Origin of the sequence: Curtobacterium sp. MMLR14_006 (genome assembly GCF_001864985.1) — a bacterium.
Taxonomy (GTDB): Bacteria; Actinomycetota; Actinomycetes; order Actinomycetales; family Microbacteriaceae; genus Curtobacterium.
The window spans coordinates 423,482-448,775 of sequence record NZ_MJGU01000022.1 but is presented as its reverse complement, the minus strand read 5'-3'; the positions used below and the strand labels follow the sequence as shown (position 1 = coordinate 448,775).

General features: G+C 71.2%; 24 protein-coding genes. 12 read left to right on the top strand and 12 right to left on the bottom strand.

Features of this window, described 5'->3' with window-relative positions:
• Positions 1-13 precede the first annotated feature (13 nt).
• Both BIU94_RS11250 and BIU94_RS11245 read right to left on the bottom strand, forming a co-directional pair.
• Positions 14-1,681 (bottom strand): GspE/PulE family protein, encoded by a 1,668-nt coding sequence (locus tag BIU94_RS11250; RefSeq protein WP_071259705.1) that lies wholly within the window; start codon positions 1,679-1,681, stop codon positions 14-16.
• A gap of 192 nt (positions 1,682-1,873) precedes the next feature.
• Positions 1,874-2,899, bottom strand: coding sequence for a GNAT family N-acetyltransferase (locus BIU94_RS11245; protein ID WP_175472078.1), 1,026 nt, complete (start codon positions 2,897-2,899; stop codon positions 1,874-1,876).
• Positions 2,900-2,961: 62 nt separating this feature from the next.
• Between BIU94_RS11245 and BIU94_RS11240 the strand changes: the two genes are divergently transcribed.
• Together BIU94_RS11240 and BIU94_RS11235 are read left to right on the top strand one after the other, a co-directional pair.
• Positions 2,962-3,357 (top strand): VOC family protein, encoded by a 396-nt coding sequence (locus tag BIU94_RS11240; RefSeq protein WP_071259699.1) that lies wholly within the window; start codon positions 2,962-2,964, stop codon positions 3,355-3,357.
• Positions 3,358-3,467: 110 nt separating this feature from the next.
• A complete protein-coding gene (locus BIU94_RS11235) occupies positions 3,468-4,598 on the top strand; it encodes a hypothetical protein (RefSeq protein ID WP_139196382.1) in 1,131 nt (376 codons plus the stop codon).
• Between the two features lie 127 nt (positions 4,599-4,725).
• On the opposite strand, the gene rpoC is transcribed toward BIU94_RS11235, so the two are convergent.
• From rpoC to BIU94_RS11220, 3 genes are all read right to left on the bottom strand, one after another.
• The gene (rpoC, locus tag BIU94_RS11230) at positions 4,726-8,607 is read right to left on the bottom strand and encodes a DNA-directed RNA polymerase subunit beta' (RefSeq protein ID WP_071259693.1); all 3,882 of its coding nucleotides are present in this window, start codon (positions 8,605-8,607) and stop codon (positions 4,726-4,728) included.
• A 44-nt stretch (positions 8,608-8,651) separates the two neighbouring features.
• The gene (gene rpoB / locus BIU94_RS11225) at positions 8,652-12,140 is read right to left on the bottom strand and encodes a DNA-directed RNA polymerase subunit beta (protein ID WP_071259690.1); all 3,489 of its coding nucleotides are present in this window, start codon (positions 12,138-12,140) and stop codon (positions 8,652-8,654) included.
• A gap of 370 nt (positions 12,141-12,510) precedes the next feature.
• Positions 12,511-13,080: a hypothetical protein gene (locus tag BIU94_RS11220; protein ID WP_071259687.1), complete on the bottom strand. Its 570-nt coding sequence runs from the start codon at positions 13,078-13,080 to the stop codon at positions 12,511-12,513.
• A 342-nt stretch (positions 13,081-13,422) separates the two neighbouring features.
• Between BIU94_RS11220 and BIU94_RS11215 the strand changes: the two genes are divergently transcribed.
• The 5 genes from BIU94_RS11215 to BIU94_RS11195 all read left to right on the top strand — a co-directional run bounded on the left by BIU94_RS11215 (position 13,423) and on the right by BIU94_RS11195 (position 17,289).
• A complete protein-coding gene (locus BIU94_RS11215; RefSeq protein WP_071259684.1) occupies positions 13,423-14,265 on the top strand; it encodes a spermidine synthase in 843 nt (280 codons plus the stop codon).
• A gap of 97 nt (positions 14,266-14,362) precedes the next feature.
• Positions 14,363-15,076, top strand: a complete 714-nt coding sequence (locus BIU94_RS11210) for a DUF4064 domain-containing protein (RefSeq protein WP_071259681.1) — start codon at positions 14,363-14,365, stop codon at positions 15,074-15,076.
• Between the two features lie 151 nt (positions 15,077-15,227).
• Complete coding sequence (locus BIU94_RS11205) at positions 15,228-16,058, top strand: hypothetical protein (protein WP_111040844.1); 831 nt, start codon at positions 15,228-15,230, stop codon at positions 16,056-16,058.
• Positions 16,055-16,546, top strand: coding sequence for a SprT-like domain-containing protein (locus BIU94_RS11200; RefSeq protein ID WP_071259671.1), 492 nt, complete (start codon positions 16,055-16,057; stop codon positions 16,544-16,546). Before BIU94_RS11205 ends, BIU94_RS11200 begins: the two co-directional genes overlap by 4 nt.
• Positions 16,547-16,593: 47 nt before the next feature.
• Positions 16,594-17,289, top strand: a complete 696-nt coding sequence (locus tag BIU94_RS11195; RefSeq protein WP_071259668.1) for a CGNR zinc finger domain-containing protein — start codon at positions 16,594-16,596, stop codon at positions 17,287-17,289.
• Positions 17,290-17,359: 70 nt separating this feature from the next.
• Here the strand turns inward: BIU94_RS11195 and BIU94_RS11190 are convergent, their stop codons facing one another.
• The 4 genes from BIU94_RS11190 to BIU94_RS11175 all read right to left on the bottom strand — a co-directional run bounded on the left by BIU94_RS11190 (position 17,360) and on the right by BIU94_RS11175 (position 19,483).
• Positions 17,360-17,719: a hypothetical protein gene (locus BIU94_RS11190; RefSeq protein ID WP_071259664.1), complete on the bottom strand. Its 360-nt coding sequence runs from the start codon at positions 17,717-17,719 to the stop codon at positions 17,360-17,362.
• 74 nt (positions 17,720-17,793) lie between these two features.
• Positions 17,794-18,231: a hypothetical protein gene (locus tag BIU94_RS11185; protein ID WP_071259658.1), complete on the bottom strand. Its 438-nt coding sequence runs from the start codon at positions 18,229-18,231 to the stop codon at positions 17,794-17,796.
• Complete coding sequence (locus tag BIU94_RS11180) at positions 18,231-18,797, bottom strand: ATP/GTP-binding protein (RefSeq protein WP_071259655.1); 567 nt, start codon at positions 18,795-18,797, stop codon at positions 18,231-18,233. Before BIU94_RS11180 ends, BIU94_RS11185 begins: the two co-directional genes overlap by 1 nt.
• Positions 18,797-19,483: a hypothetical protein gene (locus tag BIU94_RS11175; RefSeq protein ID WP_071259636.1), complete on the bottom strand. Its 687-nt coding sequence runs from the start codon at positions 19,481-19,483 to the stop codon at positions 18,797-18,799. The genes BIU94_RS11180 and BIU94_RS11175 overlap by 1 nt, the downstream gene beginning before the upstream one ends.
• A gap of 201 nt (positions 19,484-19,684) precedes the next feature.
• Between BIU94_RS11175 and BIU94_RS11170 the strand changes: the two genes are divergently transcribed.
• The gene (locus BIU94_RS11170) at positions 19,685-20,935 is read left to right on the top strand and encodes an Nramp family divalent metal transporter (protein ID WP_071259630.1); all 1,251 of its coding nucleotides are present in this window, start codon (positions 19,685-19,687) and stop codon (positions 20,933-20,935) included.
• 29 nt (positions 20,936-20,964) lie between these two features.
• Here BIU94_RS11170 and BIU94_RS11165 read toward each other — a convergent pair whose 3' ends face one another.
• Both BIU94_RS11165 and BIU94_RS11160 read right to left on the bottom strand, forming a co-directional pair.
• Entirely contained in the window at positions 20,965-21,267 is a 303-nt protein-coding gene (locus BIU94_RS11165; protein ID WP_071259627.1) for a DUF427 domain-containing protein, read from the bottom strand.
• A 42-nt stretch (positions 21,268-21,309) separates the two neighbouring features.
• Positions 21,310-21,915, bottom strand: coding sequence for a hypothetical protein (locus BIU94_RS11160; protein ID WP_071259625.1), 606 nt, complete (start codon positions 21,913-21,915; stop codon positions 21,310-21,312).
• A gap of 118 nt (positions 21,916-22,033) precedes the next feature.
• On the opposite strand from BIU94_RS11160, the gene BIU94_RS11155 reads away from it, so the two are divergent.
• The 4 genes from BIU94_RS11155 to BIU94_RS11140 all read left to right on the top strand — a co-directional run bounded on the left by BIU94_RS11155 (position 22,034) and on the right by BIU94_RS11140 (position 24,247).
• Positions 22,034-22,666, top strand: a complete 633-nt coding sequence (locus BIU94_RS11155) for a GNAT family N-acetyltransferase (protein WP_071259622.1) — start codon at positions 22,034-22,036, stop codon at positions 22,664-22,666.
• A gap of 25 nt (positions 22,667-22,691) precedes the next feature.
• Complete coding sequence (locus BIU94_RS11150) at positions 22,692-23,174, top strand: hypothetical protein (RefSeq protein ID WP_071259618.1); 483 nt, start codon at positions 22,692-22,694, stop codon at positions 23,172-23,174.
• A 130-nt stretch (positions 23,175-23,304) separates the two neighbouring features.
• Complete coding sequence (locus tag BIU94_RS11145) at positions 23,305-23,877, top strand: DUF1684 domain-containing protein (protein ID WP_071260363.1); 573 nt, start codon at positions 23,305-23,307, stop codon at positions 23,875-23,877.
• A gap of 10 nt (positions 23,878-23,887) precedes the next feature.
• On the top strand, positions 23,888-24,247 hold the full coding sequence (locus BIU94_RS11140; RefSeq protein WP_071260361.1) for a GntR family transcriptional regulator: 360 nt from the start codon (positions 23,888-23,890) through the stop codon (positions 24,245-24,247).
• 35 nt (positions 24,248-24,282) lie between these two features.
• On the opposite strand, the gene BIU94_RS11135 is transcribed toward BIU94_RS11140, so the two are convergent.
• Positions 24,283-25,140, bottom strand: coding sequence for an endo alpha-1,4 polygalactosaminidase (locus tag BIU94_RS11135; RefSeq protein ID WP_139195981.1), 858 nt, complete (start codon positions 25,138-25,140; stop codon positions 24,283-24,285).
• Between the last annotated feature and the right edge of the window lie 154 nt (positions 25,141-25,294).

Here is a 25,294-nt window from a genome sequence, read left to right as displayed (position 1 = left end):
GTCCTCCCGGTGCCTACGCGACCACGCGCAGGATCTCGTCGACGCTCGTCATGCCGAGCTTGACCTTCTCGAAGCCGTCCTGGCGGAGGGTCAGCATGCCCTGCTGCTGGGCGACGCGGCTGATCTCCGCACTCGAGGCGCGCGCGACGGCGAGCCGTTCGATCTCCTCGGTGACGGTCATGACCTCGTGCAGCGCGATCCGGCCCCGGTAGCCCGTGTTCGAGCAGACCGCGCAGCCGACCGGCGCGAAGAACGGCGGGACCTCGTCGCCGGCGCGCAGGAAGCCGAGGGCCTGGAGCTGCTCGGCCTCGTACACGGCGGGCGCCTTGCACCGGTCGCAGAGGCGACGCGCGAGTCGCTGCGCCACCACGGAGTCCAGGGCGGAACCGACCAGGAAGGGCTCGATGTCCATCTCGGTGAGCCGGGTCACGGCCGACGGTGCGTCGTTGGTGTGCAGGGTGGAGAGCACGAGGTGGCCGGTCAGCGACGCCTCGATCGCGATCTGGGCGGTCTCGTGGTCGCGGATCTCACCGAGCAGGACGACGTCGGGGTCGGACCGCAGGATCGAACGGAGCGCCGAGGCGAAGGTCAGGCCGGCCTTCGGGTTCACCTGCACCTGGTTGATGCCGGACATCCGGTACTCGACCGGGTCCTCGACCGTGATGACGTTGATCTCGGGGCGCGCGACGGCGTTCAGGGTCGTGTACAGCGTGGTCGACTTGCCCGAACCGGTCGGACCGGTGACCAGGATCATGCCGTACGGCTTCGAGTAGGACTTCTGGTACGCCTGGAAGTTCTGCTCGAGCAGGTTGAGGTCCTTGAGGGTCAACGACGTGTTCGTGTTGTCGAGGATCCGCATGACGACCTTCTCGCCCCACACCGTCGGCAGCGTCGCCACGCGGAGGTCGATCTGACGGCCGCCGTGACGGACCGACATGCGGCCGTCCTGGGGCTTGCGCCGTTCCGCGATGTCGATGTCGCTCATGATCTTCAGGCGGCTGATCACGCCGTTCTGGATGTTCTTCGGCGCCGGGGCCATCTCGTGCAGCACGCCGTCGATGCGGTAGCGGATCCGGACCTCGTGCTCGCCCGGCTCGATGTGGATGTCGGAGGCGTGGTCCTGGATCGCCTGGGACACGAGCAGGTTGACGAAACGGACGATCGGGACGTCGTCGAGCGCACCGTCGGCGATGTCCACCTGGGCGGAGGCGCTGACGGACGCTTCCTCCTCGAGCGAGGAGGTGAGGTCGTTCAGCTCGTCGTCGGCACGCAGGTAGCGGTCGAGGGCGGTGGCGAGGTCGCGCTCCTCGACCTGCAGGGGCTTGATCGGACGGCCGGAGGCGGCACGGGCGTCGTCGATCGCCAGGACGTTGGTCGGGTTCACCATCGCGAGGATGAGCAGCTCGCCCTCGAAGCCGACGCCGAGCACGCCGTGCCGGCGGCAGAGCGCGGCGGGGAGCATCGACACGGCGGTGCCGTCGACCGGGTAGTCGGTCAGCGGGACGGTGCGGGAGTTGTTCGAGGCCGCGCGGGCGGTGATGAACTGGGCCTCGCTCACGACGCCCTGGTCGACGAGGCCGCGGATGGCGCGTTCGTCGAGCTCCTCGTCGCCGGTCATCGAGTCGAGGTGCTCGATGGGCAGGGCGCCGTTCAGGATGAGGATCTCGGACAGGGTCGCCATCAGGCCCCCACCTCCTTGGACTCGCGGGCGCGAGACGTCGTCGGGTCGTGCGCCACCAGGGAGAAGGCGCCCGACCACGCTACTTCTGGCGCACCGACGGACCGCAGTCCCAGAAAGAGGGGGCGAGCAGGGGTCGGGTGCACCCAGAACAGGGGTGCACGGTGGAGCTGGGTCCGGTGGAGGCGGGTCCGGTCAGAGCGCTGTGGACGCCGTGACGTGCACGTCGCCCGCGACGAAGCCGAGGCGCTCGTAGATCCGGCCGGCACCGCTCGGGTTCTCGGCGTCGACGTGCAGCACCGCGGCGGCGAGCCCGTCGGCGCGGATCGCCTGCAGTGCGGCGTCGAGCACGATCGGTGCCAGCCCCGTGCCGCGCGCCGCGCGGACGACCCCGACCCAGTGGACGTAGCCGAAGGAGTGCCCGCGGGCCGCGAAGGACTCCGGGTCGGACTCCACGACGGCGAACGCCAGGACGGAGCCGTCCCCGTCCACGACGACGCGCGACAGGTCGGGACGGCTCTTCGGTGCGGTGAGGAACCCGTGCCAGTCGGCGGCGACCATCGGCTGCGATCCCCAGTGGTCGCGGAAGGCGTCGTTCTTGGCGAGGCGCATCGGTTCGATGTCGTCGGCCGTCGTCCGTCGGACCACCAGGCCGTCCGGGACGGACGGAACCGCGACCTCGTCGGACCGCTCGTCGAACACGACCTGCATGTCGACCCAGTCGCGGATCGGCTCGAACCCCGCCCGCGCGGCGAGGCGCAGGACGGACGATCCGCGGCGCCCACCGACGTCGAGCGCCGCGGGCAGGTCGACGTCGAGCGTGGCGAGCCGCTGGCGCGCCCGCCCGCTCTGCCAGGCGAGCAGCCGTCGGCCGACGCCGCGGTCGCGATGGTCGGGGTGGACCGCGCCGTCGAGGACCACACGAGCCGCGGTGACACGGGAGGGGACGTCGACGACGATGCCGTAGGCCTGCACATGCCCGTCAGCATCGGCGCCGACCACGGTGTCGCGGGCGACGTCGAGTCCTTCTGTGGACAGCGAGCGGTGCAGGTCCGCTGTGGAGGGACGAGCATGCGGGTCGTCGACGGCCGCCGCGGCGACCGCCACGGCGTGCATCGCCGGCAGGTCGTCGAGGGTCGCGGGCCGGAAGGTCAGACCGCCGACCGGACTCGGCAGCTCGAGGTGTGCCGGTGCCGTGATCCGTTCGCGCAGGGTCGCCATCCCACCACCCTGCCAGGTCCGCCCACCCTCGACGAACCCCGCGACGCGGGCCATGATGAGTCATGGACATCACGAGCGTGACCGTCGGCCTGCCGGTCGCCGACATCGAGGCGTCGTGCCTCTGGTACGGCGCGGTGTTCGAGCGTGCGGAACCGGACCTCGAACCCACCGACGGCGTCGCCGAGTACGAGATCGGCGGCATCTGGGTCCAGCTCCTCGAGGAACCGGACGCCGAGGAGCACCCTGCCCGTGTCCGCTTCGGCGTGGACGACGTGGCTGCGCAGCACGCCCGGATCGCGGCACTCGGCATCGACGTGGGCCCGGTCGCGTGCGTCGACGGCGCGGTCGCGTGGTTCGACGTCCGCGACCCCGACGGGAACGTCCTGAGTCTGTACTCGCTCGTCGACGAGACGGGCACGGGCGGCGGCCGCGCCGACGACACCGGCCGCGCCGTCTGACCCGCTGCCTCCCGGACCGAGCTGCCCTCGGTTCTGCGGTGCAGCACGGTTGTGAACAGTTCGTTTCAAGGCCTGGACACCGGCCGCACCGCAGTTGCACGATGTCCGGCATGACAATGTTCCACATTTCAGCAGGTCGGTCGCACCGGCCGCTCGTCATCGCCGCTGTCCTCGTCGTGCTCCTGACCGTCATCGGGTTCGCCGCACCCGCCCGAGCCGTCGTCACCGTGCCCATCCTGACTGCCCGGGTGGCCTCCATCGTGCACAACGCCGGCACGGTGACGCTCGCCGGCACGGGCGACCCCGGCGACCGCGTGACCGTCCAGCCGTCGGACGGAGCAGCCGTGGACGCCCGTGTCCGCACGGACGGATCCTGGCGCGCCGTGACCCACGTCGACGACTTCGGCGACCACACGTTCACGGTCTCCGACTCGATCGGCTCGCCGCAGCGGACCGTCCGTGCGACCACCAAGCCGGTGACCTGGCTCGCGTTGCTGATCACGCGCGAGGGCTGGAACCGCTCACTGAAGGTGTCCTCGCCTGGTGGGTTCGAACCGGGCGCGCGTCTCGAGTTCAGCGTCGACGGTGCACCCTCTGGGTCGACCGTCGTCGACCGCGACGGGAAGGTCGCCCACCGCATCACCGGGGTCGGCTTCGGCAAGCACACGCTCACCACCGTCCTGCGCTTCGACGGCGCCGAACAGCTGCGGGTGAACGCCACCGCCGACCAGAACGCCGACCCGAGGATCGACGACGTCGTCGTCGACGCGGTCGGGCACACGGTCCACGTCTCGGGCCGCGGCCCGGCGGCGACCCAGATGCGCTTCGTCGACGAGTCCGGCGCACCGTGGTCCCTGGTCGACGGCGACACGGACTGGATCGAGAACACCGACGGCACCTGGGAGGCCGACCTCGCCTACCCCGCCGACGGCACCCGGTTCATGGGGATCATCGCCGAGGTCCACGAGGAGGGCAAGCTGGTCGGGTCGGCGACGTCGGGCGCGATGATCCCGTTCCCGACCACGGCCGCCGTCGACCGGTACGCGCCGCGGAAGCTGGTGCTGTCCGGGTCGGCGGAGCCGAACGCCCGCCTGTCGTTCACCGACGCCGACGGTGCGCCCGCGACGGACGCCGACGGGAACGCCGTCGAGCCGCGGGTCCCGGGGCTCGGCAAGTGGACGGTCAAGCTCGACCCCCGTCGGCTGGCCGGGGGGGACCGTGACCGTGCACGCCATGGGTGACGACGGGCCCCTCGGGGACGCGACGGTCACCTACCGCTGAACGGCAGCCGTCGCTGACCGCGAGGCGACAAGCGGAAGGGCCCCGCATCCTGGTGGATGCAGGGCCCTTCCGTCGAGCTCACTCGGTTCAGTTGTACGTGCCCGGCGTGAAGTCGTCCGACGAGAAGCTGTCGAAGTCGACGAAGCTCAGGTCGGCGTCCGAGAACGACGAGTCGTCGGAGAAGATGCGGTTCGGGTACCGCTCCGCCTTCGCCTCCTCCGTCGCGTTCACGTCCACGTCGCGGTACCGGCTGAGGCCCGTCCCGGCGGGGATGAGCTTACCGATGATGACGTTCTCCTTGAGGCCGACGAGGTGGTCCTGCTTGCCCTCCATGGCCGCCTGCGTGAGCACGCGGGTGGTCTCCTGGAAGGACGCGGCGGACAGCCACGACTCGGTCGCGAGGGACGCCTTCGTGATGCCCATGACCTCCTGGCGAGCCGAGGCGGTCTTGCGACCCTCCTGCAGCGCCGCACGGTTCAGCGCGTTGTAGCGCGACCGGTCGACGAGCTCACCCGGCAGCAGGTCGGTGTCGCCGTGGTCGACGACGGTGACCTTGCGGAGCATCTGGCGGACGATGACCTCGATGTGCTTGTCGTGGATCGGCACACCCTGCGAGCCGTAGACGTCCTGCACACCGTTGACCAGGTGCTTCTGGACCTCGCGGACACCCTTGACCCGGAGGACTTCCTTCGGGTCGACGGTGCCGGCGATGAACTGCTCGCCGAGCTCGACGTGCTGGTTGTCCTCGATGAGGAGCGTCGCACGCTTGAGCACCGGGTAGATGAACGGCTCGTCGCCGTTGTCCGGCGTGAGGATGATCCGACGACCCTTGTCCGTGTCCTCGACCACGACGCGGCCGGGGGCCTCGGCGATCGGGGACGCGCCCTTGGGCGTACGGGCCTCGAAGAGCTCCGTGACACGCGGCAGACCCTGGGTGATGTCGTCGGCCGAGGCCGAACCACCCGTGTGGAAGGTACGCATCGTCAGCTGGGTACCGGGCTCACCGATGGACTGCGCGGCGATGATGCCGACCGCCTCACCGATGTCGACCAGGTTGCCCGTGGCGAGCGAACGGCCGTAGCACTTCGCGCAGACACCGACAGCCGACTCGCAGGTCAGGACCGAGCGCACCTTGATGCTCTCGACACCGGCAGCGAGCAGCTTGTCGATGAGGACGTCACCGACGTCCTCGCCGGCCTCGGCGACGACCGTGCCCTTCGCGTCCACGGCCTCGGTGGCCAGGGTGCGGGAGTACACGGTGTTCTCGACGCGCGGGTCGCGGACGAGCTTGCCGTCGGCGTCCACGGTCGCGATCGGCAGCTCGAGGCCACGCGTCGTGCCGCAGTCGTCCTCGCGGATGATGACGTCCTGCGAGACGTCCACGAGACGACGGGTGAGGTACCCGGAGTCCGCGGTACGGAGCGCGGTGTCGGCAAGACCCTTACGAGCACCGTGGGTGGCGATGAAGTACTCCGCCACGGTCAGGCCCTCGCGGTACGAGTTGATGATCGGGCGGGCGATGATCTCGCCCTTCGGGTTGTTCACCAGACCACGCATACCGGCGATGTTGCGGACCTGCAGCCAGTTACCACGAGCACCGGACGACACCATGCGGTTGATGGTGTTGTCGACCGGGAAGTTGTCGCGCATCTCCTGCGCGATCTCGTTCGTGGCCTCGGTCCAGATCTTGATCAGGTCGGCGCGACGCTCGGAGTCGGTGATCAGACCCTTGTCGAACTCGCCCTGCACCTTGGCGGCCTGGACCTCGTAGCCCGCGATGATCTCCTTCTTGCGAGGAGGCGTCACGACGTCCGACAGGGCGACGGTCACACCGGAGCGGGTGCCCCAGTAGAAGCCGGCGTCCTTGATCCGGTCGAGCGCGGCGGCCGTCTCGGTCTTGGAGTAGCGCTCGGCGAGGTCGTTGACGATCGCGGAGAGCACGCCCTTGTCGGTGACCTTCTGGACGAACGGGTAGTTCGCCGGCAGGGTCTCGTTGAAGAGCGCACGGCCCAGGGTCGTCTCGAGCAGCACGGTGTCGCCCTGCTCGTAGCCCTCGGGTGCTTCACCCTCGGCGAAGTGGACACCCGTCATGCGGATCTTCACCATCGCGTTGAGGTGCAGCGTGTGCTGGTCGTTCGCCAGGATCGCCTCGGCGACCGACGAGAACGCACGGCCCTCGCCCACGGCGCCCTCGCGGACGGTGGTGAGGTGGTGCAGACCGATGATCATGTCCTGTGCGGGCAGGGTCACCGGGCGGCCGTCGGACGGCTTGAGGATGTTGTTCGAGGCGAGCATCAGGATGCGGGCCTCGGCCTGGGCCTCGACCGACAGCGGCAGGTGCACGGCCATCTGGTCACCGTCGAAGTCCGCGTTGAACGCAGCACACACGAGCGGGTGGAGCTGGATGGCCTTGCCCTCGACGAGCTGCGGCTCGAACGCCTGGATGCCCAAACGGTGCAGCGTCGGCGCACGGTTCAGCAGGACGGGGCGCTCGCGGATGATCTCCTCGAGCACGTCCCACACCTGCGGACGCGAACGCTCGACCATGCGCTTGGCCGACTTGATGTTCTGCGCGTGCGACAGGTCGATGAGGCGCTTGATCACGAACGGCTTGAAGAGCTCGAGCGCCATCTGCTTGGGCAGACCGCACTGGTGCAGCTTCAGCTGCGGGCCGACGATGATGACCGAACGGCCCGAGTAGTCGACGCGCTTGCCGAGCAGGTTCTGGCGGAAACGACCCTGCTTGCCCTTGAGCATGTCGCTCAGGGACTTCAGGGCGCGGTTGCCGGTACCCGTGACCGGGCGGCCACGACGACCGTTGTCGAACAGCGCGTCGACCGCTTCCTGCAGCATGCGCTTCTCGTTGTTCACGATGATCTCGGGGGCACCGAGGTCGAGCAGGCGGCGGAGACGGTTGTTGCGGTTGATCACACGACGGTAGAGGTCGTTGAGGTCCGACGTGGCGAAGCGGCCACCGTCGAGCTGCACCATCGGGCGCAGCTCCGGCGGGATGACCGGCACGACGCCGAGCACCATCGCTGCCGGCGAGTTGCCGGTGGCGAGGAAGGAGCTGACGACGCGCAGACGCTTGATCGCGCGGATCTTCTTCTGGCCCTTGCCCTCGGCGATCTGCAGGCGCAGCGCCTCGGCCTCGGCGGCCAGGTCGAACGCCTCGAGCCGCAGCTTGATCGCCTCGGCGCCCATGTAGGCGTCGAAGTAGATCCCGAAGCGGTCCTGGAGCTCGTGGAAGACGGCGTCCTCGGGCTTGAGGTCGCCCACCTTGAGGTTGCGGAAGTCCTCCCACACACGCTCGAGACGGGTGATGTCCTCGTCGAACGACTTGCGGACCTGGGACATCTCCTTCTCGGCGGTGTCCTTGGTGCGGCGCTTGACGTCGGCCTTGGCGCCTTCTTCCTCGAGGGCTGCGAGGTCGTCCTCGAGCTTCTTGAGGCGGTCGGCGATGATCGAGTCGCGCTGGCCCTCGAGGGTCTTGATCTCGAGACGCATCTCGTTCTCGAGACCCGGCATGTCCGCGTGGCGGCCCTCTTCATCGATGTCGATGATCATGTACGCCGCGAAGTAGATGACCTTCTCGAGGTCCTTCGGCGCCATGTCGAGGAGGTACCCGAGGCGCGACGGGACGCCCTTGAAGTACCAGATGTGCGTGACGGGGGCGGCGAGCTCGATGTGGCCCATGCGCTCACGACGGACCGAGGACTTGGTGACCTCGACGCCGCAGCGCTCGCAGACGATGCCCTTGAACCGGACACGCTTGTACTTGCCGCAGGCGCACTCCCAGTCGCGGGAGGGACCGAAGATCTGCTCGCCGAACAGACCGTCCTTCTCGGGCTTCAGGGTGCGGTAGTTGATGGTCTCCGGCTTCTTGACCTCGCCGTACGACCACTGACGGATGTCCTCGGCGGTCGCGAGGCCGATCCGAATGGCGTCAAAGGAAGTTGCTTCGAGCAATGTTCTTCTCTCTTGCTGATTCAGGCTTCGATGTACGGGCGGGATCAGATGTCGTCGACAGAGGACGACTCGAACCGCGAGGAGATGTTGATGCCCAGCTCTTCGGCGGCGCGGAAGACCTCGTCGTCCGTGTCGCGGAGGCTGACCGCCTGGCCGTCGGCCGAGAGGACCTCGACGTTCAGGCAGAGCGACTGCATCTCCTTCATGAGGACCTTGAACGACTCGGGGATGCCGGGTTCCTGGATGTTCTCGCCCTTGACGATCGCCTCGTAGACCTTCACGCGGCCGAGGATGTCGTCGGACTTGATCGTCAGGAGCTCCTGGAGGGCGTAGGCGGCGCCGTACGCCTCGAGTGCCCACACCTCCATCTCACCGAATCGCTGTCCACCGAACTGCGCCTTACCACCCAGCGGCTGCTGCGTGATCATCGAGTACGGACCGGTCGAACGCGCGTGGATCTTGTCGTCGACCAGGTGGTGCAGCTTGAGGATGTACATGTAACCGACCGAGACGGGCTCCGGGAACGGCTCGCCGGAGCGGCCGTCGAAGAGCTGCGCCTTGCCGGACGAGCCGATGAGGCGCTCGCCGTCGCGGTTCGGCAGGGTCGAGTCGAGGAGGCCCTCGATCTCACGCTCGTAGGCACCGTCGAACACCGGGGTGGCGACCTTCGTGCCGGGCTCGGCGCTGCGCGCTGCCTCCGGCAGGTCGGCTGCCCACTCCTGGATGCCCTCGACGTTCCAGCCCTGCTTGGCGAGCCACCCGAGGTGGATCTCGAGCACCTGGCCGAAGTTCATGCGGCCGGGGACGCCGAGCGGGTTGAGGACGATGTCGACCGGGGTGCCGTCCGCCAGGAACGGCATGTCCTCGACCGGCAGGATCGTCGAGATGACGCCCTTGTTGCCGTGACGACCGGCGAGCTTGTCGCCCGCGGTGATCTTGCGCTTCTGGGCGATGTAGACGACCACGCGCTGGTTGACGCCCGAGCCGAGCTCGTCGTCGCCGTCCTGCGCGTCGAACACCTTGACGCCGATGATCGTGCCCTCTTCACCGTGGGGCACCTTCAGCGAGGTGTCGCGGACCTCGCGCGACTTCTCGTTGAAGATCGCGCGGAGCAGGCGCTCCTCGGCGCTCAGCTCGGTCTCGCCCTTCGGCGTGACCTTGCCGACGAGGATGTCGCCGGGGCGGACCTCGGCACCGATGCGGATGATGCCGCGCTCGTCGAGGTCGGCCAGCAGGTCCGGGCTGACGTTGGGGAGGTCACGGGTGATCTCCTCCTTGCCGAGCTTCGTGTCGCGGGCGTCGACCTCGTACTCCTCGATGTGGATCGAGGAGAGCGTGTCGTCCTTGATGAGGTTCTGCGACAGGATCATCGCGTCCTCGTAGTTGTAGCCCTCCCACGGCATGAACGCGACGAGGAGGTTCTTGCCGAGCGCGAGCTCGCCGTTCTCCGTCGCGGGACCGTCGGCGATGACCTCGCCCTGCTCCACACGCTCGCCGGCCGAGACGACCACGCGGTGGTTGTAGCTCGTGCCCTGGTTCGAGCGGTCGAACTTGCGCAGGTAGTAGGTCTGCGTGCCGCCCTCGTCGAGCTGCAGGGTCACGGCGTCGGCCGAGACCTCGGAGACGACACCGGCCTTGTCGGCGGTGACGACGTCGCCGGCGTCGATGGCCGTGTAGCCCTCCATGCCGGTGCCGACGAGCGGCGACTCGGAACGGAGCAGCGGGACGGCCTGACGCTGCATGTTCGCACCCATGAGGGCGCGGTTCGCGTCGTCGTGCTCGAGGAACGGGATGAGCGACGTCGCGACCGACACCATCTGGCGCGGGGAGACGTCCATGTAGTCGACCTCGTCCTTGGCGACGAGTTCGACCTCGCCGCCCTTCTTGCGGACGAGCACCTTGTCGTCGGCGAAGTGGAAGTCGCTCGTCAGCGGGGCGTTGGCCTGCGCGACGACGAAGTCGTCCTCTTCCGAAGCGGTGAGGTAGTCGATGGTCTTCGTGACCTCGCCGTTGACGACGCGACGGTACGGGGTCTCGATGAAGCCGAAGGAGTTGATCCGACCGAACGACGCGAGCGAACCGATCAGGCCGATGTTCGGGCCTTCCGGGGTCTCGATCGGGCACATGCGGCCGTAGTGCGACGGGTGGACGTCGCGGACCTCGACGCCGGCACGCTCACGGGACAGACCACCCGGGCCGAGGGCCGAGAGACGACGCTTGTGCGTCAGGCCCGCGAGCGGGTTGTTCTGGTCCATGAACTGCGACAGCTGGGACGTCCCGAAGAACTCCTTGATCGCGGCGACGACGGGGCGCACGTTGATCAGGGTCTGCGGCGTGATCGCCTCGATGTCCTGCGTGGTCATGCGCTCGCGGACGACGCGCTCCATGCGGGACAGACCGGTGCGGACCTGGTTCTGGATGAGCTCGCCCACCGCGCGGATGCGACGGTTGCCGAAGTGGTCGATGTCGTCCACGTCGAGGCGCAGCTGCACCGGCTCGCCGTCGCGGACGCCGTCGATCGTGGTGCGCTCGGCGTGCAGCGACACGAGGTACTTGATCGTCGCGACGATGTCCTTGACGGTGAGCACCGAGTCGGACAGCGGGGCGTCGATGCCGAGCTTGCGGTTGACCTTGTAGCGGCCGACCTTCGCCAGGTCGTAGCGCTTCGGGTTGAAGTAGAAGTTGTCGAGGAGCGCACGCGCGGCCTCGGCAGCGACCTGCTCGCCCGGACGGAGCTTGCGGTAGATGTCCTTGAGCGCCTCTTCCTTCGTCAGGATGGCGTCCTTCTCGAGGGTCGACTCGATCGAGGCGAAGCCCTGGAACTCGTCCATGATCTCTTCGCTCGTCAGGCCGAGGGCCTTGAGGAAGACCGTGACGGACTGCTTGCGCTTGCGGTCGATGCGCACGCCCACCTGGTCGCGCTTGTCGATCTCGAACTCGAGCCACGCACCGCGCGACGGGATCACACGGGCGGAGTAGATGTCCTTGTCGGAGGTCTTCTCCTGCTGGCGCTCGAAGTACACACCGGGGGAACGGACGAGCTGCGACACGACGACGCGCTCGGTGCCGTTGATGATGAACGTGCCGCGTTCGGTCATGAGCGGGAAGTCGCCCATGAAGACCGTCTGCGTCTTGATCTCACCCGTCATGTGGTTCATGAACTCGGCGTTGACGTACAGCGGGGCGGCGTAGGTCTTGCCGCGCTCCTTGCAGTCGTCGATCGAGTACTTCGGGTCCTCGAGCTCGGGAGCCGTGAACGAGAGCTGCATGGTCTCGCCGAGGTCCTCGATCGGGGAGATCTCCTCGAAGATCTCCTCGAGGCCGGAGTGCAGGGCGAGGTCGGTGCGACCCTGCTCCTGTCCCTCTGCGAGACGGGCCTTCCAGACGTCGTTGCCGACGAGCCAGTCGAAGCTCTCCGTCTGGAGTGCGAGCAGATCAGGAACCGTGAGGGTGTCCGTGATCTTGGCGAACGAGAGTCGCGAGTGGTTGCGACCGTTCTTGGGGTTGGTGGATGCGTTGGGCGCAGCAGCCAAGGGTGTGACCTCCGTAGGCCCCGTCGGGCCGACACTGACGAAGCAGTGTGTAGGTGAGTGGATTGATCGCTCGGCGATCCCCGAAGAGTCCGTGCCCTGTGACCACGCCGACGCGTGCCGGACGCAGGACGTCGGTGCACGTGTGGGATGATCTCCGTGAGCGGTACCCGCCGCCATATACGGGTCCGGCTGCACCAGGGCGGAGAAGAACCTGGTTGTGTGGACCAGGCTCAGAGGACTCTGCGTCGACCGCAATATGACGACACGGATGCCAGGGAGCGCGAACTGTCATCATAGGTCGCGTCGGAGCGTGCTGTCCAGTCCTGGCTTGACCGGATTCGGCGCGGGCGTGTATAAGCCCGCCACCTGCTCAGCCGAGGCGTTCCCGCTCGACGCCCGCCGTGCCTCCAGACCGGCCCTGCGGCCCCGCCAGTGCACGGAAGACGCCCTCGGGTCGGCGGGTGCGCACGAAGGTCCGGCGACCGCGGTCGTCGGTGAACTCGATGCCCAGCCCCGGCGTGAGGATCAGCGCGCGGACGCCGCGACGGAACCGCAGACCGATGCCGCCGTACGTGGCGGCGTCCGCCTCGACGAGGCGCACGTCCGCGATGCGTCGACGCGGGATCCGGCGGGGCGGCAGCGGACGGAAGTGCAGGACCACGTGGTCCGCGGTGACGGTGCAGCCGGAGCGGGCGAGCAGCAACAGCAGGCCGACGACCACGCCGAGGACCCCCGGCAGCACGAGCGCGCTCTCCGGGGCCTCGCCGGGCCAGCCGAGGACCGCGGCGGTGAGCGCGGCGCCCGCGACGAACAGGACGGCGCCGGTGGCGCGCATCCAGGCCGGGGCCGGTTCGCGGTCGGTGTGGACGGGTCGGGGGACGTGGACCGCCCGGGGGCGGGCGGCGCGTGCGGTGGGCACGCTCATGGTGTCGGCGGTCATGCGGGTCTCCTGCGGACAGGGCGTGCTGGTGCTCGACGGCCAGCGCTCGCGGGTGACCGGAAGGGGGCGTGCTGCGCACGCCGACGGCGCGCACGCTCGAGCGGTGGGGGCGCTCACGGGCACGTCGTGGTCGCGGGGAGGACGGACGCTCGGGGTGTGGGGCCCCGGGCCTCGACGCCTTCGACGCGACGACTGCGGTCAGAATACCGAGCGTGGCTTGGCATCTGCTGTCCGTCGGTGGCCTCCCGGGAGGCCCGCCCCGCGTCCGCCCCGCAGGTCGCGGCGGGACCGTGGTCGGCACCGTGATCGCGGCGCGTCCGCCGGTGGTGTTCGATTGACGACATGGCTGATGCGTTCGACGGGTTCCGGATCGGTGCGGGGCACTCCGTGATCGAGCCGGACCGGCACCGTCCCGGTTCGTTCACGCTCGTGGTCGACGGCACCCCGCAGTCGCACGTCGACCTCGACGACCCGACGCACCTGGCGTTCGAGTACATCCGCCGGATCGGGCACGCGATCGACCTGCTGCCGGAGGGGCCGATCACGGCGCTGCACCTCGGCGCCGGCGCGCTGACGCTCCCCCGCTACGTCGCGGTGACCCGGCCGGGCTCGCGCCAGCAGGTCGTCGAGCTCGAACGCGACCTGGTCGACCACGTCCGCGAGGCCCTGCCGTTCCCGCGCGGGGCCTCGATCCGCGTCCGGTACGGCGACGCCCGCGAGGTCCTGTCGAAGCTGCCCGCCGGCCTGCACGGCACGGTCGACCTGGCCGTCGTCGACGTCTTCGGCGGGTCACGGATCCCGGCGCACGTGACGAGCGTCGAGTTCTACCGCTCGGTGGCCGAGTTCCTGTCACCCACGGGCGTCGTCGCGGTCAACGTCGCCGACGGTGCGGGGCTGGCCTTCGCGCGGGGGCAGGCCTCGACGCTGCAGTCGGTGCTGCCGTCGGTCGCGGCCGTCGCGGACACCGGGATGCTCAAGGGCCGGCGGTTCGGCAACATCGTGCTGCTCGGCTCACCGACGGAGCTGCCGGTGGCGGACATGCCGCGGCGGTACTCGTCCGACCCGATGCCGGCGAAGGTCGTGCACGGCGCCGAGCTGCGGGCGTTCGTCGCCGGAGCGCCGATCGTGACCGACGCGACCGCGGTGGCGTCGCCGGAGCCGAACCGGAGCGTGTTCGGGGGCTGACCACCGGCGGGCCCCGGGTTCCGGACAGCGGTGGGGGCGGCTGTCAGGATGGACAGCACGACCGTGCACGAGCACGACCGAGCGATGGGAACCCCCGATGACGAACGACGACCGGAGCAACGAGGACCGCGCGGGCGACGGCCGGACGCCGGACTGGAACGGTTCGCCGCAGCAGCCCGCCGCCGACGCGCCCCGCTACGGCGAGCGCACCGACGCGGCACCGGGCTCGGCGCCGCAGTACGGCGAGCAGCAGTACGGCCAGCCCCAGTACGGACAGCAGCACGGCCAGCAGCAGTACGGGCAGCAGCACGACCACGGGCAGCAGCAGTACGGACAGCAGCAGTACGCCGCGGCGCCGACGCACGACGGCGGAGCGCCCTCGTGGCAGGGCTACGAGGAGCCGAAGGCCAAGAAGAAGACCCTCGGCGTCGTCGCGTTCGTGCTCGGGCTGCTCTCGCTCGTGATCGGGGTCATCGGCGGCTACCTGCTCGGCTCCGGCCTCGTCAGCGGCGACGTGATCGACACCCTGCGCCAGGGTGCGGACGGCTCGACGCTCGACCAGTCGGACGTCCAGCAGCAGCTGCTGAACGACCCGGCGGTCCGCTCGCAGCTCGTCACCGCGTTCGCCGTGATCGGCGTCGCGGCGCTGCTCGGCCTCTGGGCACTCGTGCAGGGCATCGTCGCCGCCGTCACCAAGCGCGGTCGTGGATGGGGCATCTTCGCGATCGTCCTGGCCGTCGTGGCGACGATCGCGACGTTCGTCGTCTACATCGGTGTCGTCGCTGCTGCCGCAGCCGGCGCCGTGTCCTGACCGAGACCGTCCTGAACGGCCCGTCGCGCTCCGGCACGGCGGGCCGTTCGGCTTGCCAGGCCCGTCGGCGCGCCGGTACCGCGCCCGGCCTGAGCAACCCCGAGCGCGTCGCACCGTCGGCTCCCGGCAGAGCGCGGCTACCCTCGAACCGATGTCCCTCCCGCCCGATGACCGTCAGCAGCCCGACCCGTCCGACCGATCCCGCGAACCGCGCCACGCGGCTCCCGTGACGGCCGGGGTCAGCCCGGGCAGCACCTTCGCGCCCATCAGCCTCCGCCCCGCGGTGGACGCGGACGCCGTGCACCAGCGCCTCCGCGACCTCGGGCAGAGCCGCAGCACCGATGCCCTCGCCGAGCGAGCGGAGCTCCTCCGCCTGCTGGGCCGCCTCGACGAGTCGCTCGTCGTCGCCGAGGAGGTCTTCCGCCTCGCGATGTTCACCGGGGAGCGCCAGGACAAGGTCGCCGCCCGCATCCGCCGTGCGCACGTGCTGCACGACCTCGGCCGGCACGAGCGCGCCGCGTCCGAGGCCGCCCTGGCACGGGACACCGCCGCGACCGAGGAGTGGCCCGAGCTCGAGGGCGCCGCCGCCGAGATCGAGGGCTGGTCGCTGTTCGAGGTCGACCGCTTCGACGAGGCCCGTGCCGCCCTGTCGCGTGCCTACCAGGCCTTCCGCCAGGCCGGCGCCCCGTCAGAGCGCACCGACGCCCTGCGCACCGCGGTGGAGGCCGCGATGCGCGCGTCCATCTCGAACCCGACGGAGTCCGCCGACAAGCCCCGGACGGCGCGGGAGATCGCCGCCCGACGGTCCGAGGACGATGAGCCGACGACCCGTGTCGCCGAGCCGGTCAAGCAGGTCCCGCCGATCCGTCGCCGCGTGCTCGGCGCCCCGGACGCCGCGCGGACCGAGGCGGACGACATCTGGGGCCGGATCGCGGCCCGGGCGGCGAAGAAGGGCCAGGCCGACCCCCGCGCCGAGCAGTGACGGCCCTCGACGCCGTGCGGCTGCGCGCCGAGGAGCTCATCGCGGAGCACCTCGGCACCGGCACCTGGACGTTCGGGTTCGACCACGCGAAGACCCGTGCCGGGCAGTGCGACTTCGCCCGTCGGCGCATCACGGTGAGCCGGCACCTGGCGGCACGGTTCTCCGACGACGACGTCGAACAGGTGCTGCTGCACGAGGTCGCCCACGCGCTCGCCGGGCCCCGAGCCGGCCACGGAGCCGGGTGGAAGCGGACCGCGAGCGCCCTCGGCTACACCGGCTCCCGCCTGCACGACGGCCCGATCGCCAGCGAGCTCGCCCCGTGGATCGGCGTCTGTCCGGCCGGACACGAGCACTTCCGCTACCGCACGCCCACGCGCCAGCTGGCCTGTGCGCGGTGCTCGCGACGGTTCGACAGCCGCAACGTCATCGCGTGGCGACGCCGGACCGCCGCCGACGCCCCGCCGACGGTGTCCGCGACTACCGCATGACCCACTCCGCGCTCGGAGGCGCGCCGGTGAACCGTTAGCCTGGCCTGATGCACACGGGGCAGCACATCCGCACGGACGCCGGATCCTCCTGGTTCTTCGACGCCGGTCGGATCGCGCTCGACTTCGCCCACACCGGCGGCTTCGCGGACGACCCGGACGGCCGCCGTCCCCGGTCCCAGCTCGGCGAGCTGCTCGCGAGCCCGGCCGACCTGGACGAGTGGCTCGGCGACCACACCGAACCGATCGACGCCGGCGCGAGTGCCCGTGAGCTGCAGGACGCCCGCGCGCTCCGCGCCGCCATCGCACGCCTCGCCACCGCGGCGGCACCCGCCCCGGCGGCGACCGCAGCCGACCGCACCGCGGTCGCGGCGGGCCTGCGTGCCGGGACCGGCCGGACGCGCCCCGCGCCCGACGACATCGACACCGTCAACCTGTTCGCCGCCCTGCCGGACGTGCCCCCGAGCCTCCCGGGTGGCCGCCGTCGCGCCGGGGCGAACCGCGTGCGCCTGGCACAGGCCCTGTCGAGCGTCGCGCGCGACGCGGTCGCGCTCTTCAGCGAGGTCGGCTTCGACGACGTCGAGGCCGACGGCCGCGCCACCCGCCTGAGCCGCTGCTCGGCGGACGACTGCGGGCTCGTGTTCTACGACTCCTCGCGCGGCGGGACCCGACGCTGGTGCTCGATGCAGCGCTGCGGCAACCGGGCGAAGGTGCGGGCGCACCGCGCCCGTCGCGCCGCGGCCTGACCTGCCGCGACGCCCCCGGAACGACGAAAGCGGCCCCGCACACGCGGGGCCGCTTCGTCGTGTCGGCGGATCAGAACTGCAGAGCGCCCTCGACCGACTTGACCTTCATGCGCGCGAGCGCCAGGTTCGCCTTCGCACGGTCGAGCACGAAGTAGATGAAGACCTCGGGCTGCGCGGCGAGCGGGCGGATGATGTGGAACTGCGACGACAGCGTGATGAGGATGTCGTCGATCGAGTCGGCGAGGCCGAGCGAGCGCGCGGTCTTGAGCTTGGCGCGCACGACCTCGGTGTTGCCGGCGGCGGCGAGCTCGAGGTCGATGCCGGAGCCGGCGCCGCCGAGCAGCATGCCGGAGCCGCTGTCGACGACCGCGGCGGCCATGGCGCCGTCGACCGCGACGAGCTCGTTCAGGGAGTCGGTGATGGAGGACATTCGGGTTTCCTTGTCGTTCGGTGCGGTCGACCGGTCCCGGGTCGGGTCCGATCGGTGGAGGGGCCGACGTCGGTTCAGAACGTGGCCGCGGTCGGGGTGCGCTGCGCCTGCGCGAGACCCTCGCCGATGCGGGTGGAGCAGCGGCGGGCCACGGTGAGCGCCTTGCCGAGCATCTCGTCGGTGTCGAAGAGCGCGGCGAGCACGATGGTGGAGCCGGGGATCCGCATCTGGATCAGGTGGCCGCGCTCGGCGGCGATGATCACGTACTCGCCGGCGCCCATCGCGAGCTCGCGGCCGACGGCCTCGCTCAGCGCCTGGATCGAGCTCGCCATGCTGGCGAAGCGGCCGCCGTCGGTGGCGGCGGCGTTCGACTCGGCGACGCGGACGACCTCGAAGCCGTCGTCGCTGAGCAGCGAGGCGGTGAGCAGCGAGCTCGCGGCCTCGCGCATCGCGGAGAGTTCGACCCGGCCGAGTTCGATGACGGCGGGGTCCTGGTGGGGGGCGGTGGACATCAGCGGTGCACTTCCTGCGGGGGCGTCATGGCCGCACGCATCTCGATGTTGGCGACGAGCGTCAGCAGCACCGTCGTCATCTGCTCGGTCCGTCGGGGGTCGACGGTGAAGACCGGCACGAGCATCTCGGGGTGGGCCGCCTGCAGCGCGTCGGACAGCGCCGCCGCGGTGATCCCGGGGGCGACGTCCGCCCGGGTGAGGCCGACGACGACGCCGCCGCGGTCGTACAGGTCGCGGAACTCGTCGACGTACTCGATCAGCGAGGCGACCGGGTCCGGCGCGTCGGCGTTGACCAGCACGACGAGTCCGCGGGCGCGCTCCTGCAGGATCTGCCACATGAAGTCGAACCGGCGCTGCCCGGGGATGCCGTACAGGCGCACCTTGTCGGTGTCGCCGACGGTGATCTCGCCGTAGTCGAGCGCGACGGTCGTGGTGTCCTTGTCGGCGGTCTCGCGGTCGGTGTTCGCGGCCTCGGTGCGGACGACCGGCACCTCGCTGAGCGCCTCGATCGCCGTGGTCTTGCCGGCGCCCATCGGGCCGGCGAACAGGATGACGTGCTCGGCCATCAGCGGGCCAGCCGGTCGAGCAGGCGACGGAACAGGCCGCTGCGGGGCGCCGGTGCGGACTGCACGGCGGCGGGGACCGGACGGTCGAACGCCGGACGCGCCATCGCGACGTCGGGCGTCTCGGAGCGCAGGATGCGCATGAGGCTGAAGGCGTTGATGAGGCGTCGCGCCTCGGTGGGGGCCACGTTCGCCTGCTCGGCGAGCTCGTCGACGGTGAGCGACGCGTACCCGAGCAGCGAGGTCATCCGGACGTGGTCCGGGGTGTGCGCGAGGGTGGTGAAGTTCGGCCAGCGCTGCAGCCGGTAGCGGTCGTCGCGCTGCAGCCACCAGGCGAGCTCGCCGGGGAAGGAGTTCAGGCCGACGTACCAGAGGAACGCCTGCAGCTCGTTGCCGGGGCCGGCGGAGACGACGGACTCGGCGTCGCGTGCCTCGCGGCCGACGCGCAGGTCGTCGGGCTCGATCGGGAGCGCGTCGAGCGGCGTGCTCGTCCAGTAGGCGTCCGTCGCGACGTCGATGATGAGCGGGTCGTGGCCGGCGATCTCGATGCGGAGCACCTCGCCGGGCGCGTCCCACATCGGCCGGACGGCCATGGCGACCCGGGTCCAGCCGAAGCGCGGCATCGGCGTCGCCTCGTGCGCGGGCGTCGCGTCGAGGTCCCCCGGACCCGAGAGCTGTGTCGATTCCATCCCTGGGTCGTCCTCCTGGCGCCGGTCCCCCGGCCGTTGCTCCCTCGACACCGTCCGCGCCGATCTGACGTGTCGATCCAAGTGGATCGGGACGTTCTGCAGGAAGCCCCCGTGCGGGCGTCACCTGTTGTGAGGGCAGGAGGACGGTGCCACACCGAAGACGAAGATTCGGTGCGCCGAATCCTCTGGCATGCTGGGATCGTGACCGACACCGCCGCCGCACCACCCGCCGAGCAGACCCCGCGCCGTCGCGCGGCCGGGCTCACCCTGCTCGGTCCGGCGTTCGTCGCGGCCATCGCCTACGTCGACCCCGGCAACGTCGCGGCGAACCTGACCGCCGGCGCGGAGCACGGCTACCTGCTGCTGTGGGTGCTCGTCGCGGCGAACGCCAGCGCGGTCGTCGTGCAGTACCTGTCCGCGAAGCTCGGCGTCGTGACCGGCCGGTCCCTGCCGGAGCACCTCGGGCTGCGGTTGCGCCGCACCCCCCGGCTGCTGTTCTGGGGGCAGGCCGAGATCGTCGCCGCCGCGACCGACGTCGCCGAGGTGATCGGCGGCGCACTCGCCCTGCACCTGCTCTTCGGGCTGCCGCTCGTGGCCGGCGGGCTCGTCACCGGGGTCGTCTCGATGCTGCTGCTCACGCTGCAGAGCCGCCGTGGCACCCGCGCCTTCGAGACGGTCGTCACCGCCATGCTCGTCGTGCTCACCGTCGGCTTCTGCGGCGGCCTGCTGTTCGCGCAGGTCTCGCCCGCCGAGCTCGTCGGCGGCCTCGTGCCCCGTTTCGAGGGCGCCGGCTCGGTGCTGCTCGCGGCCTCGATGCTCGGCGCCACGGTGATGCCGCACGCGGTGTACCTGCACTCGGCGCTCGCTCGCGACCGGCACGGCGAGGTCCCGGCCGGTCCGGAACGCCGGCGCGTGCTCGTCGCGACCCGGTGGGACGTCGGACTCGCCCTGGTGGTGGCCGGCGGCGTGAACATCTGCATGCTCGTGCTCGCCGCGGCGACGCTGCCGGGCGTCGCCGGGACCGACTCGATCCCGGGCGCGCAGCGGGCGATCGCCGAGCACGTCGGCCCGGTGGTCGGCGTGCTCTTCGCCGTGGGGCTGCTCGCCTCCGGGCTGGCGTCGACCTCGGTCGGCTGCATGGCCGGGGCCGAGATCATGCGCGGGCTCCTGCACGTGCGGATCCCGCTCGTCGCCCGACGGCTGGTGACCCTCGTCCCCGCGATCGTCCTGCTCGCGGTGCAGGCGGACGCGACGATGCTGCTCGTGGTGAGCCAGGTGGTGCTGAGCTTCGGCATCGCCTTCGCGATCGTGCCGCTCGTCGTCTACACCTCGCGCCGGAGCGTGATGGGCGCGGACGTGAACGCCGCGACCACCCGCGCGGTGGCGTGGGTGATCGCGGCGGTGATCGTGGCGCTCAACGTCGCGCTGGTCGTCCTCACGCTGACGGGGTGAGGCCGCCCGACGTCGGGCCGTCCGGTGCGTCAGTCGACGACGCGGACGCCCTTCCAGAACGCGACGTAGCCCGAGTAGTCCTTGCCGACGCGGTCGAAGGACGACGGGATCGGCGTCGGGTACGACCAGGCGTTGTCCTGCAGCGCCTGCCCGTCCACGTTCACGGTGTAGTACTGCGTGTCGCCCTTCCACGGGCAGTGGTACTGGGTGGGGCTCTCGGTGAACAGCTCGGACTTCACGCTCGACGGCGGGAAGTACCAGTTGCCCTCGATCTGGATGAGGTCCTCCTGCGGGGCCTCTGCGACCACGGTGTCTCCGACGACTGCCTTCATGGCGTTGCTCCTTCGCTCGCTGGGTGCTGATCGGACCGAACGCTACGCCCGGCTCCGGGATTCCCGCAGGACGACGAGCTCCGGCCCCGCGGCGAGCGCCGCGTGCGCCGCGTCGCGGCCCGGTCCGGCGGCGGACTCGGAGGCCGTCACGAGGTGCCGCACCCCGCGGCGCAGCCCCGTCCACGCGGCGCACGCGGCCGCGGCCTCCGGCGAGGTGTGGTCGATCCCGACGGCGACGAGCGCGTCGACGACGGCGCCCGCGCCGAGCAGGTCGTCCACCGCGAAGTCCGGGGCGTCCGGCACGTCGGCGGTCTCCCCCGCTGCGACCGCGGCGTCGTCGAGGGCGGGCGGGTGGTGCAGCCCGGCGGCGACGACCGCGACGACGCACCGGTCGCCCCGCTCGACCTGGAGGCCCGTCACCCGTTCGGCGACCGCCGCCGCGTTGCCGAGGTGGCCGAGCACGACCTCCGGTCCCTCCGGCAACGCGTCCGTCGCGTCGGCGAGCGCCCGCCGCTGCGCGGCCGGGTCCGCGGACGCCGGCAGGACGTCGACCCAGACGAGCAGGTGCGCCCCGTGGGCGACGCGCGCCGCACCGCCGGTGCCCCACGCGAACCGGACCTGGTACTGCTCCTGGGTGCGTTCTGCCACGCCCGCCACGATAGCCGCGGGCACGCACCTGTCCGCGCCCACAGGATCCGCTGTCCCTCTCCACAGGGAGGTCGCTCGGGGCGGTCCGCGGGAGCGCGCGTCCGTAGGATGACCTTCCATGGAGATCGCCCCCGTGCCCACCCTGACCGGTGACCGTGTGACGCTCGAGCCCCTCGCGCAGGAGCACGCCGAGGACCTGCGGGCGGCGGTCACGGACGGCGACCTGTGGCGCACCTGGTACGCGTCGGTCCCCGCCCCCGCCCAGGTCGAGGACGAGATCGACCGGCGGCTCGCCGAGCACCGCGCCGGCCGGATGGTGCCCTTCGCGGTGCGCGACCGACCGACGGGGCGCGTGGTCGGTGCGACGACCTTCATGAACATCGACACCGGGAACCGCCGCGTCGAGATCGGCAGCACGTTCCTGGCCCGCTCGGCACAGCGCTCCGGCATCAACACCGAGTCGAAGCTGCTGCTCCTGTCCCACGCGTTCGAGGCCTGGCAGTGCATCGCGGTCGAGTTCCGCACGCACTGGCACAACCAGCAGTCCCGCGCGGCGATCGCCGGCCTCGGCGCCAAGCAGGACGGCGTGCTGCGCAACCACGCGATCGGCCGCGACGGCACCCTGCGCGACACGGTCGTGTTCTCCGTCATCGCGTCCGAGTGGCCGACGGTCCGGATGTCCCTGGCCGAGCGGCTCCGCCGGCACGACCGGGCCGAGGGCGCCCGGCGGCGGTCGGCCCGGCACGCCTAGGGCGGCGCGCGCGTACGGTCGACCCATGCACGTCGGCCTCCGGATCATCCTCGACGCGCCGGTCGACACCGTGCGCGACGCCCTGCTGTCCCCGTCCGTGATGGTGGCGGTGACGAAGCCGTTCCTGGTCTACCGCTCGCGCGACCCGCAGGGGTTCCCGCGCCGGTGGGAGCCCGGGCACCCGCACCCGATCACGGCGAGCGCCTTCGGCCTCGTGCCGAGCGGCGACACCCACGTCGACCTCGACCTGTACGAGGTCGAGGGGGTCCCGGTGCAGCGCGACAACGGCGGCGGCACCTCGGGGCTGTTCGGGCGGATGACGATGCGGCACCGGATGGCCGTCGTCCCCGCACCCGGCGGGCGCACGCTGCTGCTCGACCGCCTGACCTACCGGATGCGGCCGTGGCCCCTCGGCGCACTCCTCTGGCCGGGCATGTGGGTGATCTGGCAGTGGCGGGCGTCCCGGATGCGCGCCCTCGCGCCCACGTGGCGGACGGACGGTGCCTGACGGGCGCGGGTCGGGCCTCCCGTCCACCGCGCAGCGGCGTAGCCTCGACCACGTGAGCCAGACGCGCCCCGACGAGCCGACGACCGACGACCACGTGCGGAGCACGCTCGCGACGGTCGACTGGCGACGGATGACCTTCGACCTGTACCGGCGGGTCCGGGCGACCCCCGACCCGCAGGTCGCGCACGCGATGTGGCGGGAGACGCGCGACGCGATGTTCGCGGAGCACCCGGCCTCGCCGCTGCTCGACGAGGACGCCCGTGACTTCGAGTCGCTGCCCGTCCCCGACTACGACCCCGACTGGCGGTTCGAGGTCCGCATCGAGCCCACGGAGCCCGCGGCGTTCGACTTCGAGACCGGCACCGACGGCATCGTGCACTTCGACCGGCTCGGCGTCGTCAGCGTGCCGGGCGTCGGCACGCTCGACGTGTGGTCGCACGGCGGCTACGCGGGCGGGCTGTTCGTCCCGGTGAAGGACGCCAGTGCCGGCAAGGCGCGCGGGACGTACGGCGGCGGGCGCTACCTGCTCGACACGATCAAGGGCTCGGACCTGGGCGGCGACGACGCCGGTTCGCTCGTCCTCGACTTCAACTTCGCGTACAACCCGTCGTGCGCGTACGACCCGGCGTGGGCGTGCCCGCTCGCGCCGCGCGGCAACACCGTGGCCGTGCCGATCCCGGTCGGCGAGCAGTACGACTTCTAGGGTGGAACGCATGGCTGGACTGGTCGCGATCGACGCCGGCGGGCGCATCCCGCCCTTCGAACAGGTGCGCTCGCAGATCGCGGCGCAGATCGCCGCCGGGTACCTGGTCGACGGCGAACGGCTGCCGAGCGTGCGCGGGCTCGCGGACGAGCTCGGGCTGGCGGCGGGGACGGTCGCGAAGGCCTACCAGCTGCTCGAGGAGGCCGGACTCGTGCACACGGCGCGCGGTGCCGGCACCCGGGTGGTGCGCCCGGCCGAGGTGCCGGACGCCGTGGCCGACGCGGCGCGGGAGCTCGCCGCGGCGGCGCGGGCGGCCGGCCTGTCCGCCGAGCAGGCCGCGACGGCCCTCCGCGACGCCTGGCCCGCCTAGACGGGGAGCCCCTCGCCGCGGCCCGGCGTCCGCCGTCAGCAGTGCTCGAAGACGTACTCGTCGCTCGACGGGGTCACGAGATCGCGGTCGCGCAGGATCGTCATGGCCGGGCGGCTCGTCAGGCGGCACACCGACCCCCACGAGCGCTCGAGGGTGTCGGCGTACTCGACGTCGATGACCCGCCCGCCGTACGCCTTCGTGTACGCCGCGCACTCCCGGTACTGCACGCACTCCTCGGCGACGACGAAGTCGAACCCGGTCTGCTCGCGGCCGGACGCGCCGAGCTGCGGGGTGTTCTTCTGCCCGACGGCCAGCCCGTGCCGGTGGCCGGTCGTGACGAGCGACTTCGCGAGCGCGAGGTTGCCGGCCCGGGTGAGCCGCTTCCCGCTCCGCGTCCAGGAGTCGAGGTTGTCGAACTCGACGGCGTCGAAGCCGCGGTCACCGCAGCGGGCGATGGTCTTCGCGAGCACCTTCGTGATGAGGGCGCGCTTCGCGGCGGTCCGGGTGTCGAGGAGCATCTCGTCCGGCCACCCCGGGTCCGAGACCGGCTTGCCCGCTCGGTCGCGGAGGATCGCGGACGGGTACGACTTCGTCCACGTGCGCGCGGCCTCGGGCTGGGTCTGGAACCCGTTGACGTAGCAGATGTCGTACGTGCCCTTCGCGGGCTTCGCGGTGCTGTCGCGCTCGACGATCGTCACACCGGACGGCGGCGCGTACGCCCCGCCGAGCTGGTAGTCCGGGCGACCCGACGTCGGCAGGTTCGTGTACCCCGCCGTCGATGCCGCCCGGGCGGTGCCGGCGCCCCCGGCCGGCGCGGCCTCGGCGCACCCGGCGGTGCCGAGGACGGCCACCAGGGCCATCGCGGTGGTCAGCAGGACGGTTCGTGTGCGCACCCCGGAATCCTCGCACGCGCGCGGCGAACGGCCCGGTCCTCGGCGATCCGGCCTCGGCGCGCTATGCTGGACGTACTCGAGGCGCCGATCGCCTCGTGCGTCGTACGGACGCCCCGAACTCCCGACCACCGATCCCACGGATCGCGGTCGATGA

What these genes read in the sequence shown, in the direction of transcription:
- BIU94_RS11195 (WP_071259668.1), top strand. Translation starts at nt 16,594, where the DNA reads ATGCACACGGGGCAGCACATCCGCACGGACGCCGGATCCTCCTGGTTC.
- BIU94_RS11180 (WP_071259655.1), bottom strand. Translation starts at nt 18,797, where the DNA reads ATGGCCGAGCACGTCATCCTGTTCGCCGGCCCGATGGGCGCCGGCAAG.
- BIU94_RS11220 (WP_071259687.1), bottom strand. Translation starts at nt 13,080, where the DNA reads ATGACCGCCGACACCATGAGCGTGCCCACCGCACGCGCCGCCCGCCCC.
- BIU94_RS11145 (WP_071260363.1), top strand. Translation starts at nt 23,305, where the DNA reads ATGACCTTCGACCTGTACCGGCGGGTCCGGGCGACCCCCGACCCGCAG.
- BIU94_RS11150 (WP_071259618.1), top strand. Translation starts at nt 22,692, where the DNA reads ATGCACGTCGGCCTCCGGATCATCCTCGACGCGCCGGTCGACACCGTG.
- BIU94_RS11235 (WP_139196382.1), top strand. Translation starts at nt 3,468, where the DNA reads ATGACAATGTTCCACATTTCAGCAGGTCGGTCGCACCGGCCGCTCGTC.
- BIU94_RS11240 (WP_071259699.1), top strand. Translation starts at nt 2,962, where the DNA reads ATGGACATCACGAGCGTGACCGTCGGCCTGCCGGTCGCCGACATCGAG.
- BIU94_RS11175 (WP_071259636.1), bottom strand. Translation starts at nt 19,483, where the DNA reads ATGGAATCGACACAGCTCTCGGGTCCGGGGGACCTCGACGCGACGCCC.
- BIU94_RS11250 (WP_071259705.1), bottom strand. Translation starts at nt 1,681, where the DNA reads ATGGCGACCCTGTCCGAGATCCTCATCCTGAACGGCGCCCTGCCCATC.
- BIU94_RS11210 (WP_071259681.1), top strand. Translation starts at nt 14,363, where the DNA reads ATGACGAACGACGACCGGAGCAACGAGGACCGCGCGGGCGACGGCCGG.
- BIU94_RS11190 (WP_071259664.1), bottom strand. Translation starts at nt 17,719, where the DNA reads ATGTCCTCCATCACCGACTCCCTGAACGAGCTCGTCGCGGTCGACGGC.
- BIU94_RS11205 (WP_111040844.1), top strand. Translation starts at nt 15,228, where the DNA reads ATGTCCCTCCCGCCCGATGACCGTCAGCAGCCCGACCCGTCCGACCGA.
- BIU94_RS11245 (WP_175472078.1), bottom strand. Translation starts at nt 2,899, where the DNA reads ATGGCGACCCTGCGCGAACGGATCACGGCACCGGCACACCTCGAGCTG.
- BIU94_RS11155 (WP_071259622.1), top strand. Translation starts at nt 22,034, where the DNA reads ATGGAGATCGCCCCCGTGCCCACCCTGACCGGTGACCGTGTGACGCTC.
- BIU94_RS11215 (WP_071259684.1), top strand. Translation starts at nt 13,423, where the DNA reads ATGGCTGATGCGTTCGACGGGTTCCGGATCGGTGCGGGGCACTCCGTG.
- BIU94_RS11140 (WP_071260361.1), top strand. Translation starts at nt 23,888, where the DNA reads ATGGCTGGACTGGTCGCGATCGACGCCGGCGGGCGCATCCCGCCCTTC.
- BIU94_RS11165 (WP_071259627.1), bottom strand. Translation starts at nt 21,267, where the DNA reads ATGAAGGCAGTCGTCGGAGACACCGTGGTCGCAGAGGCCCCGCAGGAG.
- BIU94_RS11185 (WP_071259658.1), bottom strand. Translation starts at nt 18,231, where the DNA reads ATGTCCACCGCCCCCCACCAGGACCCCGCCGTCATCGAACTCGGCCGG.